The organism is Streptomyces sp. NBC_00443 (genome assembly GCF_036014175.1).
Taxonomy (GTDB): Bacteria; Actinomycetota; Actinomycetes; order Streptomycetales; family Streptomycetaceae; genus Streptomyces.
In genome coordinates this window covers 4,250,173-4,274,795 of sequence record NZ_CP107917.1, presented here as the reverse complement: position 1 = coordinate 4,274,795, position 24,623 = coordinate 4,250,173, and the positions used below count along the sequence as shown (strand labels likewise).

Here is a 24,623-nt window from a genome sequence, read left to right as displayed (position 1 = left end):
TCTCCAGGCGCCCTCGAGAGCGTCTCGACCTCCGCCGACCAGGGTGAACACAGAACCGACAAGCCGGGAGGACATCGTGCACCGAACGCTGATCGTGGCGAGGATGGACCTCGCCGACGCCGAGGGCGTCGCGCAGGTCTTCGCCGATTCGGACAGCACCGAACTGCCGCATCTGGTGGGGGTGTCGAGGCGGACGCTGTTCGCGTTCCACAACCTGTACTTCCATCTGGTGGAGGCCGAACAGGACATCGCGCCGAACCTGTACAAGGCGCGCAGCCACCCGCTCTACGAGGAGATCAACACCCGGCTCGGCCAGTTCATCTCGCCCTACGACCCCAATTGGCGCGAGCCCAAGGACGCCATGGCCGTCCCCTTCTACTCCTGGACGCCCCAGCAGGGCCCGCAGACCAGCGCTCCGCGCTCGGCGAACCTGGGCGGTGCCCGATGAGCGCCCCCGCCACCACCAAGGTCTGCGCGAACGAGGTCGCCGCCAACACCAAGCGCGGCGGCGACATCCGCGTCACCCTCAGCCCGAAGACCGTGGGCTGCACCTCCGGCTTCGGCGGAGTGCTGCGACTGGCCCCTGGCCACCACGTCACCGAGCACTACCACCCGTACTCCGAGGAGTTCCTGCATGTGATCCAGGGACGGCTGGAGATGACGCTGGACGGCGGAACCCCGGTCGAACTCGGCCCCGGCGACTCGCTGCTGGTGCCCATCGGGGTGCGTCACCGCCTGGTCAACACCGGGTCCGTGCCGGCCGAGGCGGTCTTCCACCTCTCCCCGCTCGCGCCGCGCCCCGAACTGGGCCACGTCGACACGGAACAGCCGCTCGACGCGTCCGCGGGCAACCCCGACGTGGGAGCGGCCCGATGACAGCGCCGCACCGACGCGCGGTGATCACCGGGGTGGGCGCCGTCGCGCCCGGCGGGATCGGCCGGGACGCCTACTGGGACCTGCTCACCGCCGGCCGCACCGCCACCCGCCGCATCAGCCTGTTCGACCCGGCCGGGTTCCGCTCCCAGGTCGCCGCCGAGTGCGACTTCGACCCGCTCGCCGCCGGACTCACCCCGCAGGAGGTCCGCCGGATGGACCGGGCCGGCCAGTTCGCGGTCGTCGCCGCCCGCGAGGCCGTCGCGGACAGCGGCGTCGAACTGCCCGGCGCCGACCCGGAACGGGTCGCCGTGAGCATCGGCAGCGCCGTCGGCTGCACCATGGGCCTGGAGGAGGAGTACGCCGTCCTCTCCGACGGCGGCCGCGACTGGCTGGTCGACCACAGCTACGGCGTTCCCCACCTGTACGGCTACATGGTGCCCAGCACCCTCGCCGTCGAGGTGGCCCGGCAGGCCGGCGCCGAGGGGCCGGTCGCGCTGATCTCCACCGGCTGCACCTCGGGACTGGACGCCATCGGACACGGCGTCCAGCTGATCGAGGAGGGCACGGCCGACATCGTGCTCGCCGGCGCCACCGACGCCCCGCTGTCGCCGATCACTTCCGCCTGCTTCGACGCAATCAAGGCCACCACCGCCAACAACGACGACCCCGAGCACGCCTCCCGGCCCTTCGACGGACAGCGCGACGGCTTCGTCCTGGGCGAGGGCTCCGCCGTCATGGTGATCGAGGAGCTGGAGTCGGCCAGGCGCCGCGGCGCCACCGTGTACGCCGAGATCCTCGGTTTCGCCGGCCGCAGCAACGCCTTCCACATGACCGGACTCAAGCCCGACGGCCGGGAGATGGCCGAGGCCGTCCGGGTCGCGATGGACCGGGCACGGCTCGACCCCGGCGCCATCGACTACATCAACGCGCACGGCTCCGGCACCAAGCAGAACGACCGGCACGAGACCGCCGCGTTCAAGCGCAGTCTCGGACAGCGGGCCTACGAGGTGCCGGTCAGCTCCATCAAGTCGATGATCGGGCACTCGCTCGGCGCCATCGGCTCCCTGGAGATCGCCGCCTGCGCCCTGGCCCTGCGCCACCAGGTCGTACCGCCGACGGCCAACCTGTCCACGCCCGACCCCGAGTGCGACCTCGACTATGTGCCGGTGACGGCTCGTGAGCACCGTATGGACCGGGTGCTCAGTGTGGGCAGCGGATTCGGCGGCTTCCAGACGGCGATGGTCCTGGGCCGGCCCGCGCCTGGCTACGGGGAGGCGGCATGAGCGCCTCCGGCATACGCCCCGGCCGCCGCGGCCGGTCCGTGGTCACCGGGCTCGGCGTGGTCGCGCCCACCGGGATCGGCGCCGCCCGGCACTGGGAGTCGGTGCTCGCGGGCAAGAGCGGCCTCGGCCGGATCACCCGCTTCGACCCGACCGGCTACCCCGTCCAAGTGGCGGGCGAGGTCCCCGGATTCCGCGCCGGTGAACAGGTGCCGGGACGGCTCGTCCCGCAGACCGACCGCTTCACCCACTTCGCGCTGGCCGCCGCCGAGGACGCCCTCGCGGACGCCGCCGCCGACCCGGCGACCCTGCCGGAGTACGAGATGGCGGTGGTGACCGCCAGTTCCTCGGGCGGCACCGAGTTCGGACAGCACGAGATGGAGAACCTCTACCAGAAGGGCTCCTCCTGGGTCGGCGCCTACCAGTCCATCGCCTGGTTCTACGCGGCCACCACCGGCCAGGTCTCCATCCGGCACGGCATGCGCGGCCCCTGCGGGGTCATCTGCGGTGAGCAGGCCGGCGGCCTCGACGCCCTCGGCCAGTCCCGGCGGCTGCTGGACACCGGCTCCCGGCTCGTGCTCAGCGGCGGCACCGACGCCTCGCTGTGCCCGTACGGCCTGGTGGCGCAGCTGTCCACCGGGCGACTGTCCACCGAGGACGATCCCGCCCGCGCCTACCTGCCCTTCGACGCGGCCGCGTCCGGCTTCGTCCCGGGCGAGGGCGGCGCCATCCTTGTCGTCGAGAACGCCGAGGCGGCACGCGCCCGCGGGGTCCCGGCGTACGGCGAACTGCGGGGCTACGCAGCCGGGTTCGACCCCACGGCGGACGGCACCACCGCGCGGCACTCCGTGCTGGTGTCCGTCGTCCGGCGGGCCCTCGCCGACGCCGGGCTCGCCCCGGGTGACATCGACGTGGTCTTCGCCGACGCCTCCGGCACGCCCGCCGAGGACCTCGCCGAGGCCCGCGCCATCACCGAGGTCTTCGGCCCCGGCGGCGTACCGGTGACCGCGCCGAAGACCCTCACCGGGCGCCTGTACGCGGGCGGCGCCGCGCTGGACGTGGCGACCGCGCTGCTCGCCCTGAGCGCCGGTGTCGTCCCGCACACCGCGGGGCTCGGCCGGACGGCCCCCGGCTGCGAGATCGACCTCGTCCTCGACCGCCCCCGCCAGACCGACCCGCGCACCGCCCTGGTCCTGGCCCGCGGCCACGGCGGCTTCACCTCCGCCCTGGTCCTCGGCGCCGGCGACCGCGACGCCCGCACCAAGTGACCGGCCCACCACCCACGACGTACGAAAGGCGGCTCCCCATGGCGGAGTTCACCCTCGACGACATCCGGCGGATCCTGCGCGCGAGCGCCGGCGTCGACGAGCAGACCGACCTGGACGGTGAGCACTTCGCCGGCACCGCGTTCGTCGACCTCGGCTACGACTCCCTGGCCCTGCTGGAACTCGTCAACCGCATCGAGCGCGAGTACGGCATCCAGATTCCCGACGGCGACCTGGCGCACACCCAGACCCCGCTCGAGACCCTCTCCTATGTCCAAGCCCGGCTCACGGAGGCCCGAGTCTGATGGCAGGACACACCGACAACGCGATCGTCGTCGAGGCACCGATGGACCTGGTGTGGACGATGACCAACGACGTGGCCGCCTGGCCGCGGCTGTTCAACGAGTACGCCTCAGCCGAGATCCTCGGCCGGGACGGCGACACCGTCACCTTCCGCCTCGCCCTGCACCCGGACGAGAACGGCACGGTCTGGAGCTGGGTGTCCGAGCGCACCCCCGACCCGGCCACCCGCACCGTCGCGGCCCGCCGGGTCGAGACCGGCCCCTTCGCGTACATGAACATCCGCTGGGAGTACGAGGAGGTGCCCGGCGGCGTACGGATGCGCTGGATCCAGGACTTCGAGATGAAGCCCGACGCCCCGATCGACGACGCCGGGATGACCGCCAGGCTCAACCGCAACACCGCGGTCCAGATGCGGCTGATCAAGGCCAAGGTGGAGACCGCGGCCCGGGCCGGCCGGCAACTCCAGGGCACGCGCGTCCTGGTGACCGGCGGCAGCCGCGGCATCGGGCGGGGCATCGTCCTTGCCGCGGCCCGGGCCGGGGCCGACGTCGTCACCTGCTACCGCACCCCGGGCCCGGTCGTCGCCACTCTGGAGGAGGAACTGGCCGGCACTCCCGGCAAGCACCAGGTGCTGCGGGCCGACGCCGCCGAAGAGGCGGACGTGGACCGGCTGGCCGCCGCGTGCGAGGCGAGCCTCGGCGGACTCGACGCCGTCGTCAACAACGCCGCCACCTTCCGCCCCCAGCCGTACGCCGACCTCGGACCCGCCGAGTGGGCCGCCACCCTCCAGGGCAACCTCACCGCCACCCACCTGGTCACCCAGCGCACCCTGCCGCTGCTGTCCGCCGGCTCCTCGGTGGTCAACATCGGCTCCACGGTCGCCTTCATCGGCATGGCCGGCGGCGTCCACTACACCGCCGTCAAGTCCGCGCTGGTCGGCATGACCCGCTCGCTGGCCCGGGAGCTCGGACCGCGCGGCATCCGCGTCAACACGGTCTCGCCCGGCCGTATCGCCACCGAGGCGCTCGACGAACTGCCCGCCGAAGAGGCCGAGCGGCAACGCGGCACCTTCGCCTCCTTCACCGCGCTCGGCCGGCTCGGCACCGTCGACGACATCGCCCAGGCCGTGCTGTTCCTCATCAGTGACCACGCCGGCTACGTGACCGGCCAGAACATCCACGTCGACGGCTGCGTCTGAGCCGCGGCCCAGCCACGGAGGGAATCCCATGGAACTCGCACTGCACGGCAGGAAACTCCTCGTCACCGGCGGCAGCCGCGGCATCGGGCGGGGCATCGTCCTCGCCGCTGCCCAAGCCGGCGCCGACGTCCTCACCTGCTACCGGCAGGAGAGCGAGGCCGTCGACAGCCTGACCGCCGCGCTGAAGGAGACGGCCGGCGACCACCACGTGATCCGCGCGGACGTCGGCGACACCGCCGAGGTCGACCGCCTCGTCGGCGAGGCCAAGGACCGCTACGGACGGCTCGACGGGATCGTCAACAACGCGGGCGTGATCAGCCACATCCCGTTCGCGGACCTGCCCGCCGACGAGTGGGCGCGGATCCTCGACACCAACCTCACGGCCGCCTACCGGATCATCCAGCAGGCGCTGCCGCTGCTCGGCGGCGGCTCCTCGGTGGTCAACATCGGCTCGCGCGGAGCCGCCGCGGGCATCCCGCTGCGTGCCCACTACACCGCCGCCAAGGCCGCCATGATCGGGCTGACCCGCTCACTCGCCAAGGAACTCGGCCCGCAGGGCATCAGGGTCAACGTGGTCGCCCCCGGCGTCATCGAGACCGAGGCCTTCGCCACCATGCCCGCCGACCGCGCCGACGGACTGCGGGCCACCTACTCCCGCAAGACAGCGCTCGCCCGCCTCGGCACCGTCGAGGAACTCGCGGGCCCGGTGCTGTTCCTGCTCTCCGACGCCGCCGCGTACATCACCGGTGAGACCCTCAACGTCGACGGGGGGATCTGACATGCCCGGACCCGCCGAGAAGGTCTTCCGGGTCATGCTGCGGATGCAGATCAAGCCCGGCATGGAGACCGACTTCGAGAAGGTGTGGCTCGAGGTCGGCGACTCGGTCACCACCCACCCCGCCAACCTCGGCCAGTGGCTGTCCCGCAGCACCGAGGAGGACGGCGTCTACTACATCGTCAGCGACTGGATGAACGAGCCGCTGTTCCGCGAGTTCGAGACCAGCGACCGGCATCTGGAACACCGTCAGAAGCTGCACCCGTACCGCTCCGGCGGCTCCATGACGACCATGCAGGTGGTCGCCGCCCTGTCCGGCGCCGCATCGTGACCGGCGGTGCCATCGAGGTGGTGCTCTACCACCTGAGCGACGACCCGGACCGGGTACTGCCCGCCTACCACGAGGCCAGCCGCCGGATGGCGGGCACCGCCGGCCTGCTCGGCAACAAACTGCTGCACGCCCTCGGCGACCCGCGCTCCTACGTGGTGGTCAGCCGCTGGTCGGACTGGGAGGCGTTCACCGCATGGGAGAGCGGCGCCGCCCACAAGGACCAGACCGCCCCGCTGCGGCCGCTGCGCGACACCGGCCGGGACCGGCCCTTCGAGATCTACCGGGAGCTCGCCCGCTACGCGGGGGACCGGGCCGCCGCCGACGTCACGGAAGGAGTCTGACGATGGCACGCACCGAAGCCCGGCGGACCGCCCCGCCGATCGACCTGTTCACCCCAGCCTTCCACCAGAACCCGCACGAGGCACTGGCCGACCTGCGGCGGACCGCGCCCGCCGTGCCCGTGACGACACCGAACGGCCTGCGCACCTGGCTGGTCACCGGATACGAGCACGCCAGGGCGCTGCTCGCCGACCCCCGGCTGAGCAAGGACATGCGGGTCGGCCGGGACCTCATCCCGCGGAACTTCGCCGATCCCGACAAACAGCGGGAGTTCCTCGCGGAGTCGGGGGAGCGCAGCCAGTTCCCGCATGTCCTCAGCGTGCACATGCTGGACAGCGACCCGCCGGACCACACCCGGCTGCGCCGGCTCGTCGGCCGGGCGTTCACCGCGCGCCGGGTCGAGTCCCTGCGGCCGCGTATCACCGAGCTCACCGACGAACTGCTGGACGCCATGGCCCGGCACGAGCGGCTGGACCTCATGGAGGCACTGGCCTTCCCGGTGCCGTTCACCGTCATCTGCTGGCTGCTCGGCGTGCCCCCGGACGACCGGGCCGCCTTCCGCCGCTGGTCCAACCTGCTCGTCTCGGGCGCGGGCACCGACGAGGTGCGCGAGGCCAGCGCGTCGATGATCGCGTACCTGAAGGCGCTGATCGAGGCGAAGCGGGCCCAACCGGCCGACGACATGCTCACCGATCTGGTGCACGCCCAGGACGCCGGCGACCAGCTGTCGTCAGACGAGCTGATCTCCATGGCGTTCCTGCTGCTGGTGGCCGGCCACGAGACCACGGTCAACCTCATCGGCAACGGCACCCTGGGACTGCTCACCCACCCCGAGGTGCGCCGGCAGCTCGCGGCGGACGAGTCGCTGTGGCCCGCGGCCGTCGAGGAGTTCCTCCGCCACGACGGTCCGGTCACCAACGCCACCTGGCGGTTCACCACCGAGCCCGTCGAGGTCGGTTCCGTGGTCATCCCCGAGGGCGAGTTCGTGACCATCTCGCTCGGCGCCGCCGGCCGCGACCCGGCCCGCTATCCCTCCCCGGACCAACTGGACATCACCCGCGCCCACACCGCCTCGGTCGCCTTCGGCCACGGCATCCACCACTGCCTGGGCGCCCCGCTCGCCCGGCTGGAGGGGCGGATCGTCCTCAGCCGCCTCCTCGCGCGCTTTCCCGCACTGCGGCTCGCCGTGGACGCGGACCAACTGCGCTGGCGCAGCAGCCTGATGATGCGCGGCCTCGAAGAGCTCCCGGTGTTCACGGCGTGACCGCCGACCCCGCCCCGCCCCTACTGGAGGAGACACCCGTGGAACGTCAGGACACCGAACTGGAACGCCCCGCCTGGGCCCCGCCTGAGGTCGACATCGACACCCCGAGCATCGCCCGGGTCTACGACCACTGGATCGGCGGCACCCACAACTTCCCGGTGGACCGGGAACTCGCCCGCAAGGTCGCGGCCGGCAACCCCGACCTGCCTGCCACCCTCAAGGCCAACCGAGCCTTCCTGCGCCGCGCGGTACGCGAGTTGTCCGCGCTCGGCATACGGCAGTTCCTCGACATCGGCTCCGGCATTCCGGCCGAGGGCAACGTGCACGACGTGGCCCTCGCCGCCCACCCGGACAGCAAGGTCGTCTACGTCGACATCGACCCGGTGGCCGTCGCACACGGCCGGGCGCTGCTCGCCGATGAACCCAGAGCGGCCGTCTTCCAGGGCGACCTGTACAAGTCCCAGGAGATCCTGGACGCGGAGGACACCCGTCAGCTGATCGACTTCGGCCGTCCGGTCGCGCTGATCCTCGCCGCCGTACTGCACTTCGTCCCGGACGGCGACGATCCGCCCTCCCTGGTACGCCGGTACACCGAGCGGCTGGCACCCGGCAGCGCCCTGGTGATCTCGCACGCCGGCGCGGAGGAGGTGCCGAGGGCGGCGCCGGAGGCGGCCGAGCAGTACCGGGGCGCGGTGAGCCAGGTGATCTGGCGCGACAACCGGGAACTCACCGCGCTGTTCGAGGGCTTCGAGCTGGTGGAACCCGGCGTGGTCCGTGCCCCGCTGTGGCGTCCCGAACCGGCCGAGACCCCCGACCCGGGGCTCGCGATGCTGGCCGGAGTGGCGCTCAAACCGGCCGGGTGACTTCCGGTGGACACCTCCCTGACCCCATCGGACGCATCGCCGACGACCGCCCCTGCCGCAGAGGTACGGGCAGGGAACGGCCGCAGGCCCGGCTTCGGCACCCTGCTCGCGGTCGACCTGTGGGAGCGGTTCAGCTTCTTCGGCATGGCGGCGATCCTGGTCCTCTACCTGACCGCTTCCGAGGCTCGTGGCGGCATGGGCATGGCGCCGCAGTCGGCCACCGCGATCTTCGCGGCGTACATGTCGCTCACCTTCATGGCCGGCCTGCCGGGCGGCTGGCTCGCCGACCGGGTGCTGGGCGCGCGCCGGGCCGTGCTGCTCGGCGGTGTGCTTATCACCTGCGGTCACGCGGTGCTCGCGGTTCCGGTGACGGGCACGCTCTATGCCGGGCTGCTGCTGGTCGTCGCGGGAACAGGCCTGGTCAAGCCGGCCATGGCGGCCATGGTCGCGGGGGTCAGCGGGGACGGGCAGGGCCGCCGCGAGGCGGCCTTCTCGCTCTTCTACATGTGCATCCAGATCAGCGCGCTCATCGCCCCCGTAGTCACCGGGCTGCTGGCGGAGCGCGTCGCCTGGCACCTCGGTTTCGCGGCGGCCGCCTTCGGCATGACGGCCGGGCTGATCCAGTTCGCCCTCGGCCGGCGCCGGTACGGCGACGTGGGCGCGCGTCCGCCCCGCCCGGTGCCCCGCCCCGAGGCCGCCGCGATGCTCCGGCGTGCCGCCTGGGCCACTGGGACGGTGGGCGCGCTCCTGGTGGTGCCGGCGGCGTGCGGGCTGCTGCCTCTCCCCGCGGTGCTCGCCGTCCTCGGCCTGACCACGGTCACCCTCCCCTTCTGGTACCTGCGTTCACTGCGCCGGACCCACGCACTGGGAGCGGGCCCCAAACGCCGGCTCGCCGGATTCACCGCGCTGATGGCCGCCTCCGCCGCGTTCTGGATGATCTTCGCGCAGAGCGGCTCGGTGCTCAGCCTCTTCGCCGAGCGGCACACCGACCGGGATCTGCTCGGCTTCGAGGTCCCCGCCAGTTGGTTCCAGTCCGTGCACCCGCTCTTCGTCCTGCTGGTCGCCCCGCTCTTCGCCCGGCTCTGGCTGCGTGCCGGGCCGCGCGTCGACGTACCCGTCAAGTTCGCGGGCGCGCTGATCGCAGCCGGTCTCAGCTTTCTGCTGATGGCCGTCGCGGCCCGGCTCGCCGAGCACGGCCCGGTCGGCCCGCAATGGTTGCTGCTGGTCTACCTGCTCTACTCCTGCGGCGAGATCGCACTCGCCCCGGCCGGTCTGGCGCTGGCCGCCACGGTCGCGCCGCCCGGCAGCACCAGCCGTCTGCTCGCGGTGAACGGCATGTTCGGTGCCGTGGGTGTGGTGGTGGGAGGCCAGCTGTTCCGGCTGACCGCCGTACTGTCGCCGGCGGCCTACTTCCTGCTGGTCGGGGCCTTCGTACTGGTGGTCGGCGCAGCGGTCGCACTCGGCACCCCGCAGCTACGCCGACTGCTCGGCCGACCGGCCGACCCCAGCAACAGCTGAGCTCACAGGCCCATGGTGGGGCGCCCAGGCTGATGGAGCCCCCTGAGCGGCTCGAACGACACAGCAACTCATGATGCTCCGGTCGCGTCTCCCTTCGAGGAGACGGCCAGCGGGACCGTGACGTATGCCGGACGCTGGGAGCGCGAGGCGGACGGGCCGGTCGTGCACCGTCTTCAGGCCAGTCACCACACACCGTGGACGGGGACGGCCCTCGTACGCGATGTCCGGCTCAACCAGGCAGGGCTGGAGCTGACAGCTGCCGGGCCCGATGAGTCCCTGTTGCGCCTGCGCTGGCGCCGGGCCGACGCCTGACGCCGAGGCCGGCCCACACGCCCACCACGTAGCCAAAGCAGCGATCCACGCCCGCCTGGCTGATCCCCCTCTCACGCCCCCCTTCTTTCCCTCATCCCCCTTTTCTCATGGAGGTGTTGTGCCATGCGCACAGCCACGCTCAACAGCCGCCTGGTGCTCGTCTCCCTGACGGCGCCGTCGACGTGGAGAAGGCAAGCAACGGGCTGTTCACCTCGGATCCGCAGGCAGTCTTCGAACGCTGGGCCGAGTTCCGCTCCTGGGCCGGGTCCGCGGCCGCGACAGGTCGTCGCGGTCGCGTTGAACTATGCCGGGTGGGGCCAAGAACCCCCACTACCTGCGCGGCGGTGACCTCATCACCGCCACGATCACCACCCCGGACGGGCGGATCGACCTGGGCGAGCAGCGAACCGCCGTGGCAGACGCCGGATGAGCGCCGCATCCCGGACGCCGGTGGTGATCATCGGCGCGGGACCCGTGGGAGTCATGGCCGCCCTCCTGCTCGCCAGGTATGGAGTGCCCAGCCTCGTCCTGGAACGTCACCGGGACGTCTACCCCTGCCGCGCGCCGTGGTGGTGGCCGACCAGGGACCACTGGGGCCCACAGGCCCAGTGGCAGCACAGGGATTCAGCTCCACGCCCAGTGCCGCAAACCCTGTCCCGCCGAGTGGTGCCGGGGCGGAGACCCCGCCCCGGCAGCACACCATCCGCACATCGAAGTAAGAGAGAAACCGTGAGCATCACCGACCGCGAACCGCAGGCCCTCAACGTCCTCGACGACACCGGGCGCAAGCTGCTGTTCACCGACGCCCGCACCGCAAACACGTTCGCGCCGCGACCCGTTGGCGAGGACGAACTCGCCATGATCTGGGAACTCGCCCGCTGGTCGCCGAGCGCCGCCAACGGACAGCCTCTTCGCGTGCTCTTCGTACGCAGCCGCGAGGGCAAGGAGCGCCTGGTCCGGCACCTGGACGACGGCAACAGGGCCAAGACGCTCAGTGCGCCGGTCGTGGCCGTGCTGGCCTACGACGCCGACTTCCACGAGCAGATGCCGACGGTCTTTCCGGCCCGCGGTCAGATGCTGCGCGCGGCGTTCGCCGAGCAGACCGAGAAGCGCGAGGGCATCGCCGCCTACAACTCGGCCCTGCAGACCGGGGTCTTCCTGCTCGCGGTCCGCGCGGCCGGGCTTGCGGCCGGTCCGATGGCGGGCTTCGACCGGGCCGGCGTGGACAAGGAGTTCTTCGCCGACACCAGCTGGCGCTCGCACCTGGTCGTCAACATCGGTCACCCCGGTGACAACCCGTGGTTCCCGCGCCTGCCTCGCGTGCCCGTCGAGGACGCCATCGCCTGGGCCTGACAGCGCCGCTGCCGCCGAAGGGTCACGCCTTGGGCGCCGGTGCTCTCCTGAGTGCCGGTGCCCTGGTGCCGACGGGCAGGCTGAGCTTCAGCGGCCGGCCCGGCCGGGTGAGCGCGGCCCGGATCGCCGGCCACTCCGGACGGATGCCTGGACGGCTGCTGAGCGTTTCGCGCGCCGCAGCGCTGGTGGAGCCTGCCCCAGCGGTCATCCACGAACGAAGGGAAGATCAACACGCCACGCCGTCAGACGCCTGACCAGTTACGGCAGATCAGTCCGTCGCTTCGCGGACGTCCTTTCCCTGCTCGGCGAACGCCTTGAAGTCCTGCATGTGCTGTTGCGACTGCTTGCGGAAGGCGCCGGGCATCAGAAGTCCCACCAGCTTCATCAGGAAGCCGCTGAACCGGTATTCGTTCTCGCTCTCCCAGAGCGTCGTTTCCGGGCCGGCTTCGGTCAGCCGGTCGCGCACGGCGCTCCACATGCCCTCGCCGACGATCTCGCGGTCGAAGTGAACGACGCTCGTTTCCGGGATCTCGTGCAGGTCTGCCGGTTCCCGGCGTGTGATGGTCTCGGTGCACTCGATCTTCCGCTGGCCCATCTGCATCACGACCCGCGACTTGGTGCCGAGCTGCCCGTGCTCCCCACTCAGCGGCTCGTGCAGCACCAGGCCGCGCAGCCATTTCGGCAGGTGTGCCGGGTCGGCGAGCAGCTGGACCACCTTCTCCCGCGGCAGGGCGATCTCGATGGAGTCGGTGTATTTCATGGGGCGCATCACTCTTTTCCTTCAGGTGTGGGACAACGTGCTTTTGTACTGCTCGTCGTGCTCCTCGGCTGATGGCACTGCATTCTGTGTCCGTAAAGTAAAGGGCAGACGTGTGACCTGCGGTTGGGCACCAGTGGATGCGTTCACTGTGCAATCTCGGTACGCATTGATGAGCTTACGCAGTGTGGGGGGCGGTTCTTCGCCTGGCGATTCGTAATTCTCATCGTGGGTGCGAGCGCCGAGGGCGCCGGTCAGCCCACCGCAGTAGGAATGTCAGGCCGGGGCGGGTGCGTAGAAGTTGGTGGTGGCCTCGACTGCGGCCGCGACGTGCTCCGGTTCGCCACCGGCGGCCAATTCCGGCGCCCGCGAGGGCTAGCGCCGGTTTTCGTTCCGATGTTCCTCGACCCCGGGCCGGGGACGGGCCGAGGGATATTGATATCCCGGGTGTCTCGGAGGCCATCAGCAGCAGCCCTTCTCCGCGGCGTCGGCGCACGTCCTGTCCGCTTCGACTGCGACCACGGCGGTGCGCAGGTTGTCCAGGGCGCGGCCGAGGCGTTCGTCGGCCAGCTCGTATCGAGTGCGTCGTCCGTCGGGCACGGTGACGACGAGGCCGCAGTCCCGAAGGCAGGCTGCCAAATGGTTCGACAGCCTGGTCCGGGAGACGCCGAGCGCGTCGGCGAGGTCCGCGGGGTAGGCCGGGGTCTTGCGGAGTTCGAGCAGGATGCGGCAGCGGATGGGGTCGGCGAACGCGCGGCCGAACCGGACCAGGACCTCGATGTCAGGGGCGAGAGCCAGCACACCCTCAAGGTGCAGGGAATCCTGAATCCAGGGAAGTGTGGACTTTCTTGGGTGCTGGTCCGGCGGGGCGCTGGGGCGCGCCGGGACCCTTCACCAAGTCGCCCTTTGCGTACGCGACTTGCTCGCTATCTGCTGGCTATGGGGCCCAGATCACCGAAAATGCGTCTTACGATTCGAGACACTCCGGCCGCGCGGCGCCGAACTTGGCACTCGCAGGGCCTCTTGTGGGCGGTTGGCCTCGACTTAAGGCATACGGAGGGCGCGGAGCCCTCAAATTGGTCTAGACAGCAAACAACCCCAGGCCACTGACCTGGGGTTTCTCTCTGGAGCGGGTGACGAGAATCGAACTCGCGCTCTCAGCTTGGGAAGCTGCGTCTATCTGGAGCCCGTTGGCGCGCTGACCTGTGCGTTTGGTGCCGTGTGGTCTCTTTGGGCTCGGCTGCTTTCACTGTGATTCTCCGCTGTTCCCCGCTCGATCTGGTGCAACAGTGGTGCAGGGCTGACGGGCTACAGCCAACGGTCGATCACACTGAGATGGTCAGCTGGTGCTCTGACGACGGTTTCCACGAAGAGACAGCAGTCTGCGAGGACGTCTGCCCGGCGCGCGCCGTAGCTCGGCGTATCGAGTCACTGAAGCTGGGCTCGCAGTGCGCACCCAGACAGGAGCTCCGATCAGAATGCGGTCCGCACCCTGCCTGTTGTCGCGGAAGTCCCAGCGGCTCTGGGCCAACTCCACATCGGTGTAGATCTGAGCGAACCACTCACAGTCGTGAGCGTGCGCGAGGGTGAGTCCACGGGTCCAAGGTTCCTGATCAGTTCCAGGAGACTCGCTCCCTTGATTCAAAGCGATGTGCAGCGCTTCGACGGATAGTGACTCTGCATCGTCCCACTGCGACGTGTTCCGGTACCTCGGCTCTCCAGCAGCTCCGCAATGGCATACCAAGCAGAGGAAGACCAGCCAGCCACAGGGGCGTCTGCGGGCCGAAATGGGTGACCAGGGAAGTTGTCCAGGCTACCGAAGAGAATCAGGTCGACTTGGCGACCTTCGATGCTACTTGTCCTGATATGGAGCATTGCCCCCTTGTCTTGCTCCGGCCCACCGATGAATCGCGCGATTTGGACTTGGCCGAGCCCTTTAGCGAAGCGAGCGGGAGGCAGTGTGCTGAAAGAGGAGACCGCCTGCTTCCCGATCGCCTTCTCAATCTTGCGTGCCTTCTCGCGACGGGTGAGACCGGCCCGCTCTCGGTTGCCAACCTCTGCCCCGATGCCCTGCGCGGAAGCCTTGAGAGTCCAGTTCAGCCGACCTTCCCAGCTGATGCCGTTGTCGGATGCGATGTCGTCGACGCGGCGATCCGACCAGTACAGGTAGCTACCGGCATCGTCTCCACTCACCGCAAGACCTTCCTTTGATCTCCACCCGCGCACTGTGCCCGGTGCACTCACAGTCTCATCACCGCCGTTGCGCTGACGGTGAGTTCGCCTTTCACTTGCACCTGACAGTGTGACCACAGCGTGGGGCGGGCTCTGGGATCCTGCTCACGGCTCCGGCAGTCGAAGCTCTGAGCTTGGGAAGTCCAGGTGATCTGGGGGCGGTTGTTGGGCTGACCTGCGGGGGAGCACCGACAGTGCTTGGGCTACCGCTGAAACGCTGACCGGTGTTCCCCGTGGTTCTCCGCAGGATCTGGCACGCACCTGGCACGTCTGAACGGGGATCGCTGGCCAGCACCAGGTCATCGCTCGTGGTGGCCACGCTGTGAAAGGAGAACAGATGTACCTCTAGTGCTTATGGTGGTGTTTCGGGACACTGGCCCCTGGGGGTGAGTGCATGCCAGAACCATCTTCTAGGCGTGAGAAGTTGTACGGAGAGGCGTACAGGAACGCTCTGGGTTCAAGCATCGATGTGAGTGTCACACGCGATCGGCGGCGGGCGCAGAGGAAGGCACTGCAGGAGCGCCGTGAAAGCCAGAAGCGCCGGCGTGCCGAGGAAGCAGCCAGTGTGGCCCGTGGCCTGCAGAGTCGGGATGCAGCACGGCAACAGATCAAGCTGTGGGACATCGCAGGCGTGGACACGAAACCGAAGAAGAAGCCCAAGCTCAAGGCCGTATGGGTTCCTGTCCTCCAGGGCGGCTCACCCGGCCTCGGTAGATAACCCAGGGCTCGCCTAGTGGGTAGTGTGGCGCACCGGGGCCCACTAGCCTTGTGGCACTGGCGAGGGGTACGCAGGGGGGTAGCGCAGATTACATGCCAACAGTCACGCTTGCCGATCAAATGCTATTGCATATTTCTACCAGTAAGAGTGCGGCGATATCTGCACTTCCAGCAGGTGGTAGCAAGTACCCATTCCCCACGGCTCAATTGCTGCAACAGGTCGTCTCGGATCGCCTGCTTTTAGCAGGTGGACACCTCAGGGCTGGCGATGCTCTTCTTTTCGCGACTCAATACAGATCGGCTATCAGTCGGTTCTACTACGCAATGTATCAAGCTGCGCGTGCCGTTGCTTTCGCGGAAACCAAAGGCGACGATCACGAGCGCCATAATATATTGCCGCGCAATCTCCCGGCGAATATCGATAACCCGGTCGTGCGTGAGACTCAACTCGTAGACGCCCGCCTACTGCGCAATCAGGCTGATTATGACATTTACCCAATCAAAGAGTCCGATTGGGAGAACGATGCTCGCGCACTTTCGGCAACGGCAGCCAACTTTCTCCAAATGTGCGAATCCTTCGCCCTAACGAACGGATATATCTGATGTCGGCAAGCGATTACGAATCACGTATCGCTCGGGTGCTTAACGACGCAGACATCTCTATCGTGCGCGTGGAGGAGAGGTCATTTCCGGGCGAGCGGTGGTTCCTTGTTTGGGTCGACGAAAATTCGATAGCTGCAGCACAGAGCCTGGCTGGGACTATTGAGCAGGAACTAAATTCCGTCCATGATACGGAAAATGAGTCTCTCGCCGTCACTTTTAGACCCCATCGTACCGATGTTGAAATTCCTCGGGTTGCCACATCGCAGGGCGTCCTAGCTTCTTCAAAAGTTGACCAGCTGATCCAACTGCTGGAAGCCAGGTCACGTACTTCTGATGCACTTCCCAGCCTCAAGTACATGGAGGATCCCAGGGCAAGTCTCGCAGCTATTGGCGCGTCACGTCATCATCTCGTTTACGGTCGGCGTGGTGTAGGGAAAACGGCGCTCCTTCTTGAGGCTAAGCGTCTCGCCGAGAGGGACGGGCATGTAACAACTTGGATGAATGCCCACACTCTGCGGCTAATGGATCCTTCGACCGCTTTCCTGATGGTAGCGGAAACCGTTCTGACCTCCCTGATTCAGCACGCGGGCACTTCTCAGGGAGATTCTTTTGCTCGTTTGAAGGATCTCGGCGAGAAAGTGTCATCCCTCCGAGTCGCTGGAGGGGATCTAGCGCTCGGCGAAACCATTGCTGATTTGAATAGGGCATTGCGGACGGTTCTGCGGGCGGGGATCGTTCGCCTGTATCTGTACGTTGATGACTTCTACCTTTTTCCGATTTCTTCACAACCGTATCTACTTGACTATCTTGCCGGCATGCTGCGTGACTGCGATGGATGGCTGAAGGTTGCTAGCATTGAACGCTTGACGCGGCCGTTCGAGCCATCCTCGCATATTGGTATTGAGATTCCACATGACGCATCGAAGATTGATCTCGACGTGACTTTGGAGGATCCCGAAGCCACGCAGAATTTCCTGGAGTCCGTGCTTACGAACTACACGGAGACCGTGGGAATCACTAAACCCTCAAGTATCACTCGTAATGCGGCCCTGGGGAGATTGATTCTAGGATCGGGCGGCGTACCCAGGGACTACTTGAACCTTTTCGCCTCTTCAATCGTGGCGGCTCGATCTCGCACAAATGCTCGGGAGATCGGCCAGGAAGACGTCGCGGATGCTGCTGGCAAGGCTGCACGAGGTAAGTTGAGGGATCTGGAGCAGGATGTTTCTCCCGACAGTGCCGATTCTTTGACATCGGCTCTCGAATACCTTTCGTCGTACGTTCGGGGAGAGGGGTACACCTATTTCCGAGTCGATGTCGCTCAAAAATCACATCCGGCCTACGAGACTCTCGCACGCCTTGTTGATCTCAGGTTCGCGCACCTAATTCAGGCTACGCTCTCGGACCAGCACCGCCAGGGAGTAAAGTACGAATCCTACATTCTCGACCTGAGTCAGTATTCGGACGTGCGCCTGAAGCGTGGGTTGCGCGTCCTTGACCTTGAGGACGGAAAATGGACGTTCAGGTTGAGTGGCAAGGCCAAGACCCTAAAGAAATTGAAGAGCACTCTATTTCGCGACGAGTTGCGACGATCGCCTGTGCTCGATCTGGAAACACTTGGACGGCATGCGGGGCTGAATGCAGCGTGAGGCCGGCGGAGTCTCAATGACCGAGTCAAGCCGTCGCCCGACCATGCGTCCCTTGATGCGAACTACGGGCCTATGCGCGGTTAGGTCGCTGAGGTCATCCTCCCTGTTCTAGCGACTCCGAACGGTCACCCGTGGCCACCATGACTCCGCTGCTGTACGGCTTGCCCCGCATAGAGCGCATCGCCAGCCTGAGGACGTCCATGTACGCACTGACAACGTCAGCCGCTCTGCGCCACGTGATCCGGTGTGCAAAGACCAGCGCCATTCCGAGTGAGGTCATTGGCAATGCTTAATGCTTGGAGAAGTCGACAACGAACCACCGACCCTGAATCCCTGGATGCTCCCTCCATTGAGCCTTTGACTGAGGAGTATCGAGCCCTAAGAGCGGAACTAACTGCCCGCATTGAGAAGCAGCAGGACATCACGAACTTTACGATTGCCCTGATCGTCGCGTTTGTCGCAGTCATTAAAGCGTCTCAACCATCCTCTTTTGCGCAGGCAGCGGCGAGTCTGTGGCACATCTATCCGCTCTTCAGCCTCGTTCTCAGCACATTCATCCTTATGGCATTAGACCACGAGATGAATATCGCGCACATTTCTTCCTATATTCACGAAAGGCTCCGTGTCGATGCCTCCTCAATCATGAAGAACGGCAGTTATCGACCTTGGGGGTGGAACGCCTACCGGGCGAGCGCGCAGCAACATGCGGGGATCGGCAACTTCTTCACCCTGTCCATGGCGAGTGCGAAATACGGCGTAACGATCTTGACGAATGTGTTCCTGCTGGGAGCTTATTGGCACCACCCCAGTGGCCACATGTCATGGATCGACTGGGCGGCTTACGCACTTGCAACTCTTGCGTTGGTATGGGTGATAGGTGCAGCCGTTTATACGAGCAGGATATACTTGCGAATGCCTCATGAGGACGCAGAGTAGCCCCGACTCCAGATTGACTGGGTGCTATACCTTAAGGAGAACCGATGAAGGTTCTTATGTTCATCTCGGATACAGGGGCCGGACACCGGAGCGTAGCGGAGGCCATCAGTCAAGAGTTGGCTATCCAGACGAATGGCCGGGCGGAGTGTCAGGTAGTCGATTTCTTTACTGAGTTGAATGTACCGATACTGAAGCATGCACCTCGCATTTACGCATGGCTCACTTCCCATGCGCTCTGGCTCTACGACGCCTTGTTTGTCGCCTCTGACAACGCTCTGGCCAACAGGTGCATGTCTTGGATGCTTTCGAGGATAGTACGAAGACGGCTGACCGGTTATCTGGAGAGCATCCAGCCCGATGTTGTAATCTCGGCTCATCCCCTTTACGTCAGTGACGCAATATCCATGGCCCGGATGGAGGAATCTGCAGATTTCATTCTCCTTAGTATGGTCTGTGATCCAGTGTCTCCTCACCGGTCTTGGGCGTGCCCTAGTGTAGATCTTTGTTTCGCGCCAACTTCTGGGATAAAGGATAAACTGATTGATGCGGGGATGCCGACCGGCCGCGTCGAAGTGTCAGGATTCCCGGTTCGGTCCGAATTTCTAAAACCCCATCCAAGGGCCAAGATTTCCGAACTTCGAACAAAACTTGGACTCGAGGAGAATTCTTTGGTGGTCCTGATTTCGAGTGGAGGCAACGGGGCTGGTCAACTGCACTCGATTGTTCAACACTTGCTGGCCCGTGACGATAGAATGCAGCTCATTGTTCTCACGGGCGAGAATCGCCGCCTGAAGCAAAGGCTGAAGAGGCTCAGCGGAGATTCGGTCACCGTGATGTCTTTCGTTGAAAACGCATGGGACTATATGATCGCGTCGGATATTATCATTGGGAAAGCGGGGCCATCGACAATCATGGAGTCGGCTGCCGCTGGTCGGCCCATTCTCCTCACCGAAGAAGTCGGCCGCCAGGAGCGTGGAAACATCGCGCTGGCGCGATCCCTTGGAGTCGGAATCCAAGTGCCCGAAAGCCTAAATTCTCCGCACGACTTGCTTGACCTCACAAAGGTGAGCAGACAGTTGAATCCCCCTGCCGAAGCAGTGCTCGGGGCAAGGTATATCGCAAAGTGGATTATTGAACATGTAAGGTTGGCTTGATTTTAACGTGCGCAGCTGGTTCGTCGAGATGTTGCCTACTGCATCTATTGTTTCGCTGTTTCTGGCTCCGCCGAGCCGACCGCCCCAGCTACGACGTACCCCTTCGCTGGCATCAGGCGGCTGATTGCTGTGAGCGCGGCACGGGCGCCGGCCGGGCTGGAGCGGGGCGGAGACAGGAGTGCAGGCCCGGCCGGGGGCCGGGCCGCGCGCGGTGAGCGGAGCGAGCCGCCTTGAACCCGTAGAGAAAGTTGTAACTCAGTCGGGTTGGGTGGGGATGTCCTACTTCGTTTGATGCTTGACACCGCTTGCCACAGACGTCACAGCTTGCGTAGTCCGCTCAATACCCGCTCCAGTAACGTCATATCAGGGGTGCCGCCGGACAACGCAGCCGCAGGCTGCCGAATGGAGACCATTCCTGACTCGTGCAAGTCGGCCACGAGAATTTTGGCCACGCCCAGCGGCATGGTCAACAGTGCAGAGATTTCGGCAACCGATTTGATTTCTCGACACAGATGGAGAATCCGCTGGTGTTCGGGCAAAAGTCCTGCCTGAGCCTCTGGCCCGGCGGTGGTAATGACCAGTGTCTCAATGGCGAGGTCATGGCGGGGTCTTGTCTTGCCCCCGGTCATCGCGTAAGGCCGTACCAGCGGGCGTGCAGCCTCGTCTGGTGCAGTTGTCGCCACAGCCCTCCACTCCTCGGCCGGACTGTAAGGAGCGGCAGCGGCATTGTTTCTGCCCTGCGTACTCTCGCGGGGCGGTGATTGAGAGCCGACGGCGCGACGCCACGGTGCTGTTTCGGTCGTTTCCCGCTGCGGCGACTGCTTCACTACCAGCTCCGGCCGTCGCCGCGCTGCAGTTGCTCGTTCGACCGTCGCCGTCACCATCGCCGTGGCAGTCTCGAGCCGGCTCTCATCACCAAGCGCGTTAGCGATCCTGTACTCAGCGGTTGCCATGTTCTGCAGCGCGGATATGGTGCGAGGGTGATCGGTACCCAGGGCCGCAGACATGCGCTGGACTGCTACGGCGATGACGTCCACAGCGCGCTCCATGCGGTCGAGGTCCTGCGTGGTGGTGGCCGACTCACACTCGGCGGAGGCTACGGTGATCAACGCCGACAACGATCGGGGATCGTCGGGGCCAAAGAGGGGGACCAACTGCCGGGCGATTGCGTCGAGTTCGTCCAGCAACTGGTCGGCCTGGGCGTGCTGGCCATCGCTGCGTGCGATCTCAGTGAGGATGGCCGTTGCTAGGAACCGGGCGCTCAGTTCGTCCAGCAGGCTCTCGTCGCCCGAGGCTCGACGCGCGCGGCCCGCGAGGTCTGCGGCGCTCATGAGGTCCCCTACGCGGAACCTGACGGATGCCTGGTTGGCAAGAGTTACCGCGGACAAGGCGCCGTGGCTTCCGGGATTCGGGAGCGCACGGGCGGCCAACGCGAGGTGCCCGCGGTCGGCAAAGGCGACGGCAAGTCGATTGCGATCGGACTCCCCCATGCCCGAGGCCTCCTGGCGGAGGCGTGACGACAGACTGTCCAGCAGTTCCTCTGCCGCGTGATGCAAGCCAAGGGCGTCGGCCAATGCAACGAGACGTGCGAGGTCCCCACCTGCCGACGGACCAGTGAACACATCCCGGTCGGAATGCAGAACTGCGATCCTGCGCACGACCTCCGGGCGCTCCGCGTCCTCTCCGCTCAACGCCCGCTCGGCGGAGCGAATTGCTTCCCTCAGGGCGTCATTCATGGGTTCACCCCATTGGCATCATCTTCGATGACGCGTTTCAGGGCGAGATACCGCAGCTCGGCGACATGCGCGGGGTCCATTACACCCTGATCGGACAGTTGCTGGAACGTCTTAAGGACGATCTCAACGCGGTCCGTCTGCTGGCGCGGAGGCGGATCGCCTCCGGGTTCGTAAGGCGGTGGCACGAGGTGCTTGCCCGGCGCAGGACGAAGCACGTCCAAGAGGTGCAGGACGTCGAAGTGGTCGAAGCGCTGCATTGCCTCCTTTATCGTGGCAGAGAATAGTACGTTGGCGTTCCGGCCCACATCTGCACGGTCGGGGACCTGTTCCAGCAGGATGCCGACAACCACCGGCTGACGGTCCGGGGCAGATGTCTCAACCGGTCCGCCGGAGTAGCCCGAGTAGTCCCCCAGGCACTGGTCGGCGGTCAACTGCAGGGCTTCAATCGACGCACCGCCTTCGCAGAGATAGCTGACCGCTCCCCCGTTAACGAGGCCGCTGAGCTCGACATCGTTCTGGGCCGGCCGATAGGGACCGCGCCAGCGCTTACCGTCCCGGGCGACACCCGCGGCGGGTACCGGTTGTCTCACCTCGTAGTGCGCGGAGATCTCGATAAGCGCGAGGTCGGCATCCTTGTCCCGGCGGCAGACCTGTCCCTGCACCTGGTTACCGTCGGCCAGGACGATGTCGAGTTCCTCGTCGAAGGTGCTCAAACTGCGTAGGCAGTGCAACGCCGTGAGGATGAAGCGGCGCGTAACTAGGAAGCCGCCCCCCAGTCGCTGCCGCGCCTGGTAGAGCTCGACCCAGTAACCCTCGCCCCTCATGGCCGGTCTGATACCCGCTCCACGGTGAGGGTTACCTCGAACGAGGCCTCCGCTGAGGCCTTGGAGAGGATGACACCGGCCTCCGCGGCCAGCGTCAGCCCGAAGGTGATGTCCATGGTGGTGACGCGCCAGCCATGACGCTCGGGCACCTGGGCTAGCGACTGCTGGGCGATGGCCGATGCCTGCACGATGGCCTCCTCCACCTCGGCCGCACGTTCGGAGAGGGCGGTTGTCGACCGTGTTCGAGCACCGATCTGTCGGCTTCCTGAAGCATCGAGGGCGATCGTTTCGACTCTGACCTCGGCCATGGATGTACGTCCCCCGTCCACAACATGCTGAGCTCTTCGAGGCAGCGTAACCGCGCGGCACTTCACATGCGAAGACTTCAACTGTCCCTGATACAGGCGGCGTTCCGGCGTGTGCTGTCGAAAGCCGTGACACCCGCGATAGCGGTCCCCGAACGATGGTGAGGTCCTAAAACGACCGGTTGAACGTGGTACGTGGGAGTCCGACGGAGACGAACTCGCCCCACAGGACCTGTCTGGCGGATCCGGTCTGAGGAAGCAACGGCACGTAAATCAACGTATGTGAGCCCCGTGTCTCCGCCATGATTCGGTGGGCTGAAGGCCTTGGCTGGCTTAGTCAGACCAAGGGGCGACCCTCCACAGGGGTGCTGCGTACTGCTCCGGATGGCTGCTGATCAGCAACTGACGCAGGTCCCGGCGTTGGCTGCCGCTGAGGTTCAGGGCCTCTGTGATGTGGCGGAACGTCGTGTGAGTCACTCCGCGGCTTCGGGCGTCGGCCTCGAACTGGTCTAGCTCTGCCAAGACAGCCTAGCAGCGGCACGGCATCGCCTACCGGGCCACTGCCGTTGCGCCTGGTGCCTTCCCGATGGCTGAGGCGGTCTGATCGACGTGACCGACCTTGACGTTGGCCGAGCTGGGCGGGTCGCTCGCTGCGATAGGCGGCGCGGCCTACGCCCGGCACGCCTACCCGGCGGCGTACTGGTCCACGGTCGGGCTGCCGCTCTCGGTGGCCCGGCTGCTGGGCTCGTACGCGTCGACCATGGACGCCTGTGGTCTGACGGTGGCGCCGCCCCGGTGGCGGGCACTGGCCGTCAAGGCGACGACTCGTCGGGAGGTGCGGCCCGTGCCTCCCCGCCGGGGGCTGATCCGCCCCACCTCGACCGGTCTCCGGATCCGGCTGCGGCTGGCTCCGGGCCAGGAACCGGCGGACGTCGCCGCCTCGGCGGAACGACTTCGCCATGCCTGGGGCGTGCATGCCGTGTACGTGCGGGACATCAAGCCCGGTGTCGTTGAACTGCGGCTCGTCGGCTACAACGTCCTGCGCAAGGTGCGGATGCCTCGCCGGATCGCCGGTGAACACCTGCGGGTTCCGGTAGCTCTACGGGAGGACGCGACCGCGTTCGTACGTGACTACCGCGCCGTTCCGCATGAACTCGTCCTCGGCGCAACGCTGTCGGGCAAGTCCATGTACCTGCGCAACCTGATCACCAAGCTGGCTGCTCAGCCGGTCGTCCTGGTCGGCATCGACTGCAAGCGCGGTGTGGAGCTGTCGCCGTTCGCCTCGCGGCTCTCCGCGCTGTCTACCGATCCCGATCAGGCTTCAGAGCTGCTTCCCGTGCTCGTCAAGGAAATGGAGGACCGATACGACCTGATCAAGGCCCGGCAGGGCGTCGCGCCCGGCACCCCGGAAGAACTGATCACCTCGGATATCTGGGGACCGCCGGAGGATGAACGCCCGGCTCCCATCGTCCTGTTCATCGACGAGGTCGCCGAACTCTTCCTCGTCGCCACGAAGAAGGAGGAGGAACGGCGGGACGAGATGGTGACCCAACTCATCCGCCTCGCCCAACTCGGCGGTGCCGCGGGCATCTACCTGGTGGTCTGCGGGCAGCGCTTCGGCGCCGAGCTGGGCAAGGGCGAGACCATGCTCCGCGCTCAGCTAACGGGCCGAGTCTGCCACCGTGTCAACGACGAAGCCTCCGCGAAGATGGCGCTCGGCGACATCGCCCCCGAGGCGGTCTACGCAGCCTGCGCGATCGCCTCCGAGCTGCCCGGCCTGGCTGTCGTCGGCGACACCTCCGGCGGCTGGTCCCGTATCCGTACCCTGTATCTCTCACTCGCCGATGCTGCGGCCACCTGCCGCGAAACGGCTCACTTTGCCCCCGACGTACCGGCGCTTACGCCCTTCCGGCCGTACGTCCCACCGGTGCCCCTGAAGGACTCGGCGCCGGTAGTCGCTCCTCAGCCGGTCACTGAGTAGCCGGACCCGCTCCAACGGCCGGCGCGGCCGTCCCGCGCCAAGTCCCTACCCC

25 protein-coding genes and 4 pseudogenes are annotated in these 24,623 nt (G+C 66.6%); 22 read left to right on the top strand and 7 right to left on the bottom strand.

Features of this window, described 5'->3' with window-relative positions:
* Positions 1 to 76: 76 nt before the first annotated feature.
* From OHO27_RS19070 to OHO27_RS18990, 17 genes and pseudogenes are all read left to right on the top strand, one after another.
* A complete protein-coding gene (locus OHO27_RS19070; protein ID WP_328425492.1) occupies positions 77 to 448 on the top strand; it encodes a TcmI family type II polyketide cyclase in 372 nt (123 codons plus the stop codon).
* Positions 445 to 876 carry a cupin domain-containing protein gene (locus OHO27_RS19065; RefSeq protein ID WP_328425490.1) on the top strand — a complete coding sequence of 144 codons (432 nt, stop codon included), beginning with the start codon at positions 445 to 447 and terminating at the stop codon, positions 874 to 876. Before OHO27_RS19070 ends, OHO27_RS19065 begins: the two co-directional genes overlap by 4 nt.
* Positions 873 to 2,159 (top strand): beta-ketoacyl-[acyl-carrier-protein] synthase family protein, encoded by a 1,287-nt coding sequence (locus tag OHO27_RS19060; protein WP_328425488.1) that lies wholly within the window; start codon positions 873 to 875, stop codon positions 2,157 to 2,159. Before OHO27_RS19065 ends, OHO27_RS19060 begins: the two co-directional genes overlap by 4 nt.
* A complete protein-coding gene (locus OHO27_RS19055; protein WP_328425486.1) occupies positions 2,156 to 3,424 on the top strand; it encodes a ketosynthase chain-length factor in 1,269 nt (422 codons plus the stop codon). Before OHO27_RS19060 ends, OHO27_RS19055 begins: the two co-directional genes overlap by 4 nt.
* Before the next feature lie 38 nt (positions 3,425 to 3,462).
* Positions 3,463 to 3,726 (top strand): acyl carrier protein, encoded by a 264-nt coding sequence (locus OHO27_RS19050; RefSeq protein ID WP_328425484.1) that lies wholly within the window; start codon positions 3,463 to 3,465, stop codon positions 3,724 to 3,726.
* Positions 3,726 to 4,175 (top strand): annotated as a pseudogene (locus tag OHO27_RS19045) (SRPBCC family protein); the annotation flags it as partial. The gene OHO27_RS19050 and the pseudogene OHO27_RS19045, both read left to right, overlap by 1 nt.
* A complete protein-coding gene (locus tag OHO27_RS19040) occupies positions 4,155 to 4,922 on the top strand; it encodes an SDR family NAD(P)-dependent oxidoreductase (RefSeq protein ID WP_328430484.1) in 768 nt (255 codons plus the stop codon). The pseudogene OHO27_RS19045 and the gene OHO27_RS19040, both read left to right, overlap by 21 nt.
* Positions 4,923 to 4,950: 28 nt before the next feature.
* Positions 4,951 to 5,700: an SDR family NAD(P)-dependent oxidoreductase gene (locus OHO27_RS19035; RefSeq protein ID WP_328425482.1), complete on the top strand. Its 750-nt coding sequence runs from the start codon at positions 4,951 to 4,953 to the stop codon at positions 5,698 to 5,700.
* A 1-nt stretch (position 5,701) separates the two neighbouring features.
* Positions 5,702 to 6,028, top strand: coding sequence for an antibiotic biosynthesis monooxygenase family protein (locus OHO27_RS19030; RefSeq protein WP_328425480.1), 327 nt, complete (start codon positions 5,702 to 5,704; stop codon positions 6,026 to 6,028).
* Positions 6,025 to 6,369: an antibiotic biosynthesis monooxygenase family protein gene (locus OHO27_RS19025; protein WP_328425478.1), complete on the top strand. Its 345-nt coding sequence runs from the start codon at positions 6,025 to 6,027 to the stop codon at positions 6,367 to 6,369. The genes OHO27_RS19030 and OHO27_RS19025 overlap by 4 nt, the downstream gene beginning before the upstream one ends.
* A gap of 2 nt (positions 6,370 to 6,371) precedes the next feature.
* Positions 6,372 to 7,631 carry a cytochrome P450 family protein gene (locus tag OHO27_RS19020; RefSeq protein ID WP_328425476.1) on the top strand — a complete coding sequence of 420 codons (1,260 nt, stop codon included), beginning with the start codon at positions 6,372 to 6,374 and terminating at the stop codon, positions 7,629 to 7,631.
* 59 nt (positions 7,632 to 7,690) lie between these two features.
* Positions 7,691 to 8,494: an SAM-dependent methyltransferase gene (locus OHO27_RS19015; RefSeq protein ID WP_328430483.1), complete on the top strand. Its 804-nt coding sequence runs from the start codon at positions 7,691 to 7,693 to the stop codon at positions 8,492 to 8,494.
* A gap of 6 nt (positions 8,495 to 8,500) precedes the next feature.
* Positions 8,501 to 10,012 carry a peptide MFS transporter gene (locus tag OHO27_RS19010; protein WP_328425474.1) on the top strand — a complete coding sequence of 504 codons (1,512 nt, stop codon included), beginning with the start codon at positions 8,501 to 8,503 and terminating at the stop codon, positions 10,010 to 10,012.
* Between the two features lie 117 nt (positions 10,013 to 10,129).
* Complete coding sequence (locus OHO27_RS19005) at positions 10,130 to 10,324, top strand: hypothetical protein (protein WP_443059566.1); 195 nt, start codon at positions 10,130 to 10,132, stop codon at positions 10,322 to 10,324.
* Between the two features lie 316 nt (positions 10,325 to 10,640).
* A pseudogene (locus tag OHO27_RS19000) lies at positions 10,641 to 10,754 on the top strand (fumarylacetoacetate hydrolase family protein); the annotation flags it as partial.
* Positions 10,751 to 10,908, top strand: a pseudogene (locus tag OHO27_RS18995) (FAD-dependent monooxygenase); the annotation flags it as partial. The pseudogenes OHO27_RS19000 and OHO27_RS18995, both read left to right, overlap by 4 nt.
* A gap of 151 nt (positions 10,909 to 11,059) precedes the next feature.
* Positions 11,060 to 11,677 carry a malonic semialdehyde reductase gene (locus tag OHO27_RS18990; protein ID WP_328430481.1) on the top strand — a complete coding sequence of 206 codons (618 nt, stop codon included), beginning with the start codon at positions 11,060 to 11,062 and terminating at the stop codon, positions 11,675 to 11,677.
* Positions 11,678 to 11,945: 268 nt separating this feature from the next.
* Here OHO27_RS18990 and OHO27_RS18985 read toward each other — a convergent pair whose 3' ends face one another.
* The 3 genes from OHO27_RS18985 to OHO27_RS18975 all read right to left on the bottom strand — a co-directional run bounded on the left by OHO27_RS18985 (position 11,946) and on the right by OHO27_RS18975 (position 14,627).
* Positions 11,946 to 12,446 (bottom strand): SRPBCC family protein, encoded by a 501-nt coding sequence (locus OHO27_RS18985; protein ID WP_328425472.1) that lies wholly within the window; start codon positions 12,444 to 12,446, stop codon positions 11,946 to 11,948.
* 450 nt (positions 12,447 to 12,896) lie between these two features.
* Positions 12,897 to 13,235: an ArsR/SmtB family transcription factor gene (locus OHO27_RS18980; protein WP_328425470.1), complete on the bottom strand. Its 339-nt coding sequence runs from the start codon at positions 13,233 to 13,235 to the stop codon at positions 12,897 to 12,899.
* Between the two features lie 840 nt (positions 13,236 to 14,075).
* Complete coding sequence (locus tag OHO27_RS18975; protein WP_328425468.1) at positions 14,076 to 14,627, bottom strand: DUF7019 family protein; 552 nt, start codon at positions 14,625 to 14,627, stop codon at positions 14,076 to 14,078.
* Between the two features lie 849 nt (positions 14,628 to 15,476).
* Between OHO27_RS18975 and OHO27_RS18970 the strand changes: the two genes are divergently transcribed.
* The 4 genes from OHO27_RS18970 to OHO27_RS18955 all read left to right on the top strand — a co-directional run bounded on the left by OHO27_RS18970 (position 15,477) and on the right by OHO27_RS18955 (position 19,725).
* On the top strand, positions 15,477 to 15,986 hold the full coding sequence (locus OHO27_RS18970; protein WP_328425466.1) for a hypothetical protein: 510 nt from the start codon (positions 15,477 to 15,479) through the stop codon (positions 15,984 to 15,986).
* The gene (locus tag OHO27_RS18965) at positions 15,986 to 17,635 is read left to right on the top strand and encodes an ATP-binding protein (RefSeq protein ID WP_328425464.1); all 1,650 of its coding nucleotides are present in this window, start codon (positions 15,986 to 15,988) and stop codon (positions 17,633 to 17,635) included. Before OHO27_RS18970 ends, OHO27_RS18965 begins: the two co-directional genes overlap by 1 nt.
* 357 nt (positions 17,636 to 17,992) lie before the next feature.
* Complete coding sequence (locus OHO27_RS18960; RefSeq protein WP_328425462.1) at positions 17,993 to 18,571, top strand: hypothetical protein; 579 nt, start codon at positions 17,993 to 17,995, stop codon at positions 18,569 to 18,571.
* A gap of 44 nt (positions 18,572 to 18,615) precedes the next feature.
* Positions 18,616 to 19,725, top strand: coding sequence for an MGDG synthase family glycosyltransferase (locus OHO27_RS18955; protein ID WP_328425460.1), 1,110 nt, complete (start codon positions 18,616 to 18,618; stop codon positions 19,723 to 19,725).
* A 317-nt stretch (positions 19,726 to 20,042) separates the two neighbouring features.
* On the opposite strand, the gene OHO27_RS18950 is transcribed toward OHO27_RS18955, so the two are convergent.
* The 4 genes and pseudogenes from OHO27_RS18950 to OHO27_RS18935 all read right to left on the bottom strand — a co-directional run.
* A complete protein-coding gene (locus OHO27_RS18950) occupies positions 20,043 to 20,408 on the bottom strand; it encodes a DUF742 domain-containing protein (protein WP_328430480.1) in 366 nt (121 codons plus the stop codon).
* 1,049 nt (positions 20,409 to 21,457) lie between these two features.
* Complete coding sequence (locus OHO27_RS18945) at positions 21,458 to 22,285, bottom strand: S1 family peptidase (RefSeq protein WP_328425458.1); 828 nt, start codon at positions 22,283 to 22,285, stop codon at positions 21,458 to 21,460.
* The gene (locus OHO27_RS18940; RefSeq protein WP_328425456.1) at positions 22,282 to 22,593 is read right to left on the bottom strand and encodes a CU044_2847 family protein; all 312 of its coding nucleotides are present in this window, start codon (positions 22,591 to 22,593) and stop codon (positions 22,282 to 22,284) included. Before OHO27_RS18940 ends, OHO27_RS18945 begins: the two co-directional genes overlap by 4 nt.
* A 330-nt stretch (positions 22,594 to 22,923) precedes the next feature.
* Positions 22,924 to 23,118 (bottom strand): annotated as a pseudogene (locus OHO27_RS18935) (DUF1152 domain-containing protein); the annotation flags it as partial.
* 91 nt (positions 23,119 to 23,209) lie between these two features.
* Here OHO27_RS18935 and OHO27_RS18930 point away from each other — a divergent pair.
* Positions 23,210 to 24,571: an FtsK/SpoIIIE domain-containing protein gene (locus OHO27_RS18930; protein WP_328425454.1), complete on the top strand. Its 1,362-nt coding sequence runs from the start codon at positions 23,210 to 23,212 to the stop codon at positions 24,569 to 24,571.
* The last annotated feature ends 52 nt before the right edge of the window (positions 24,572 to 24,623 follow it).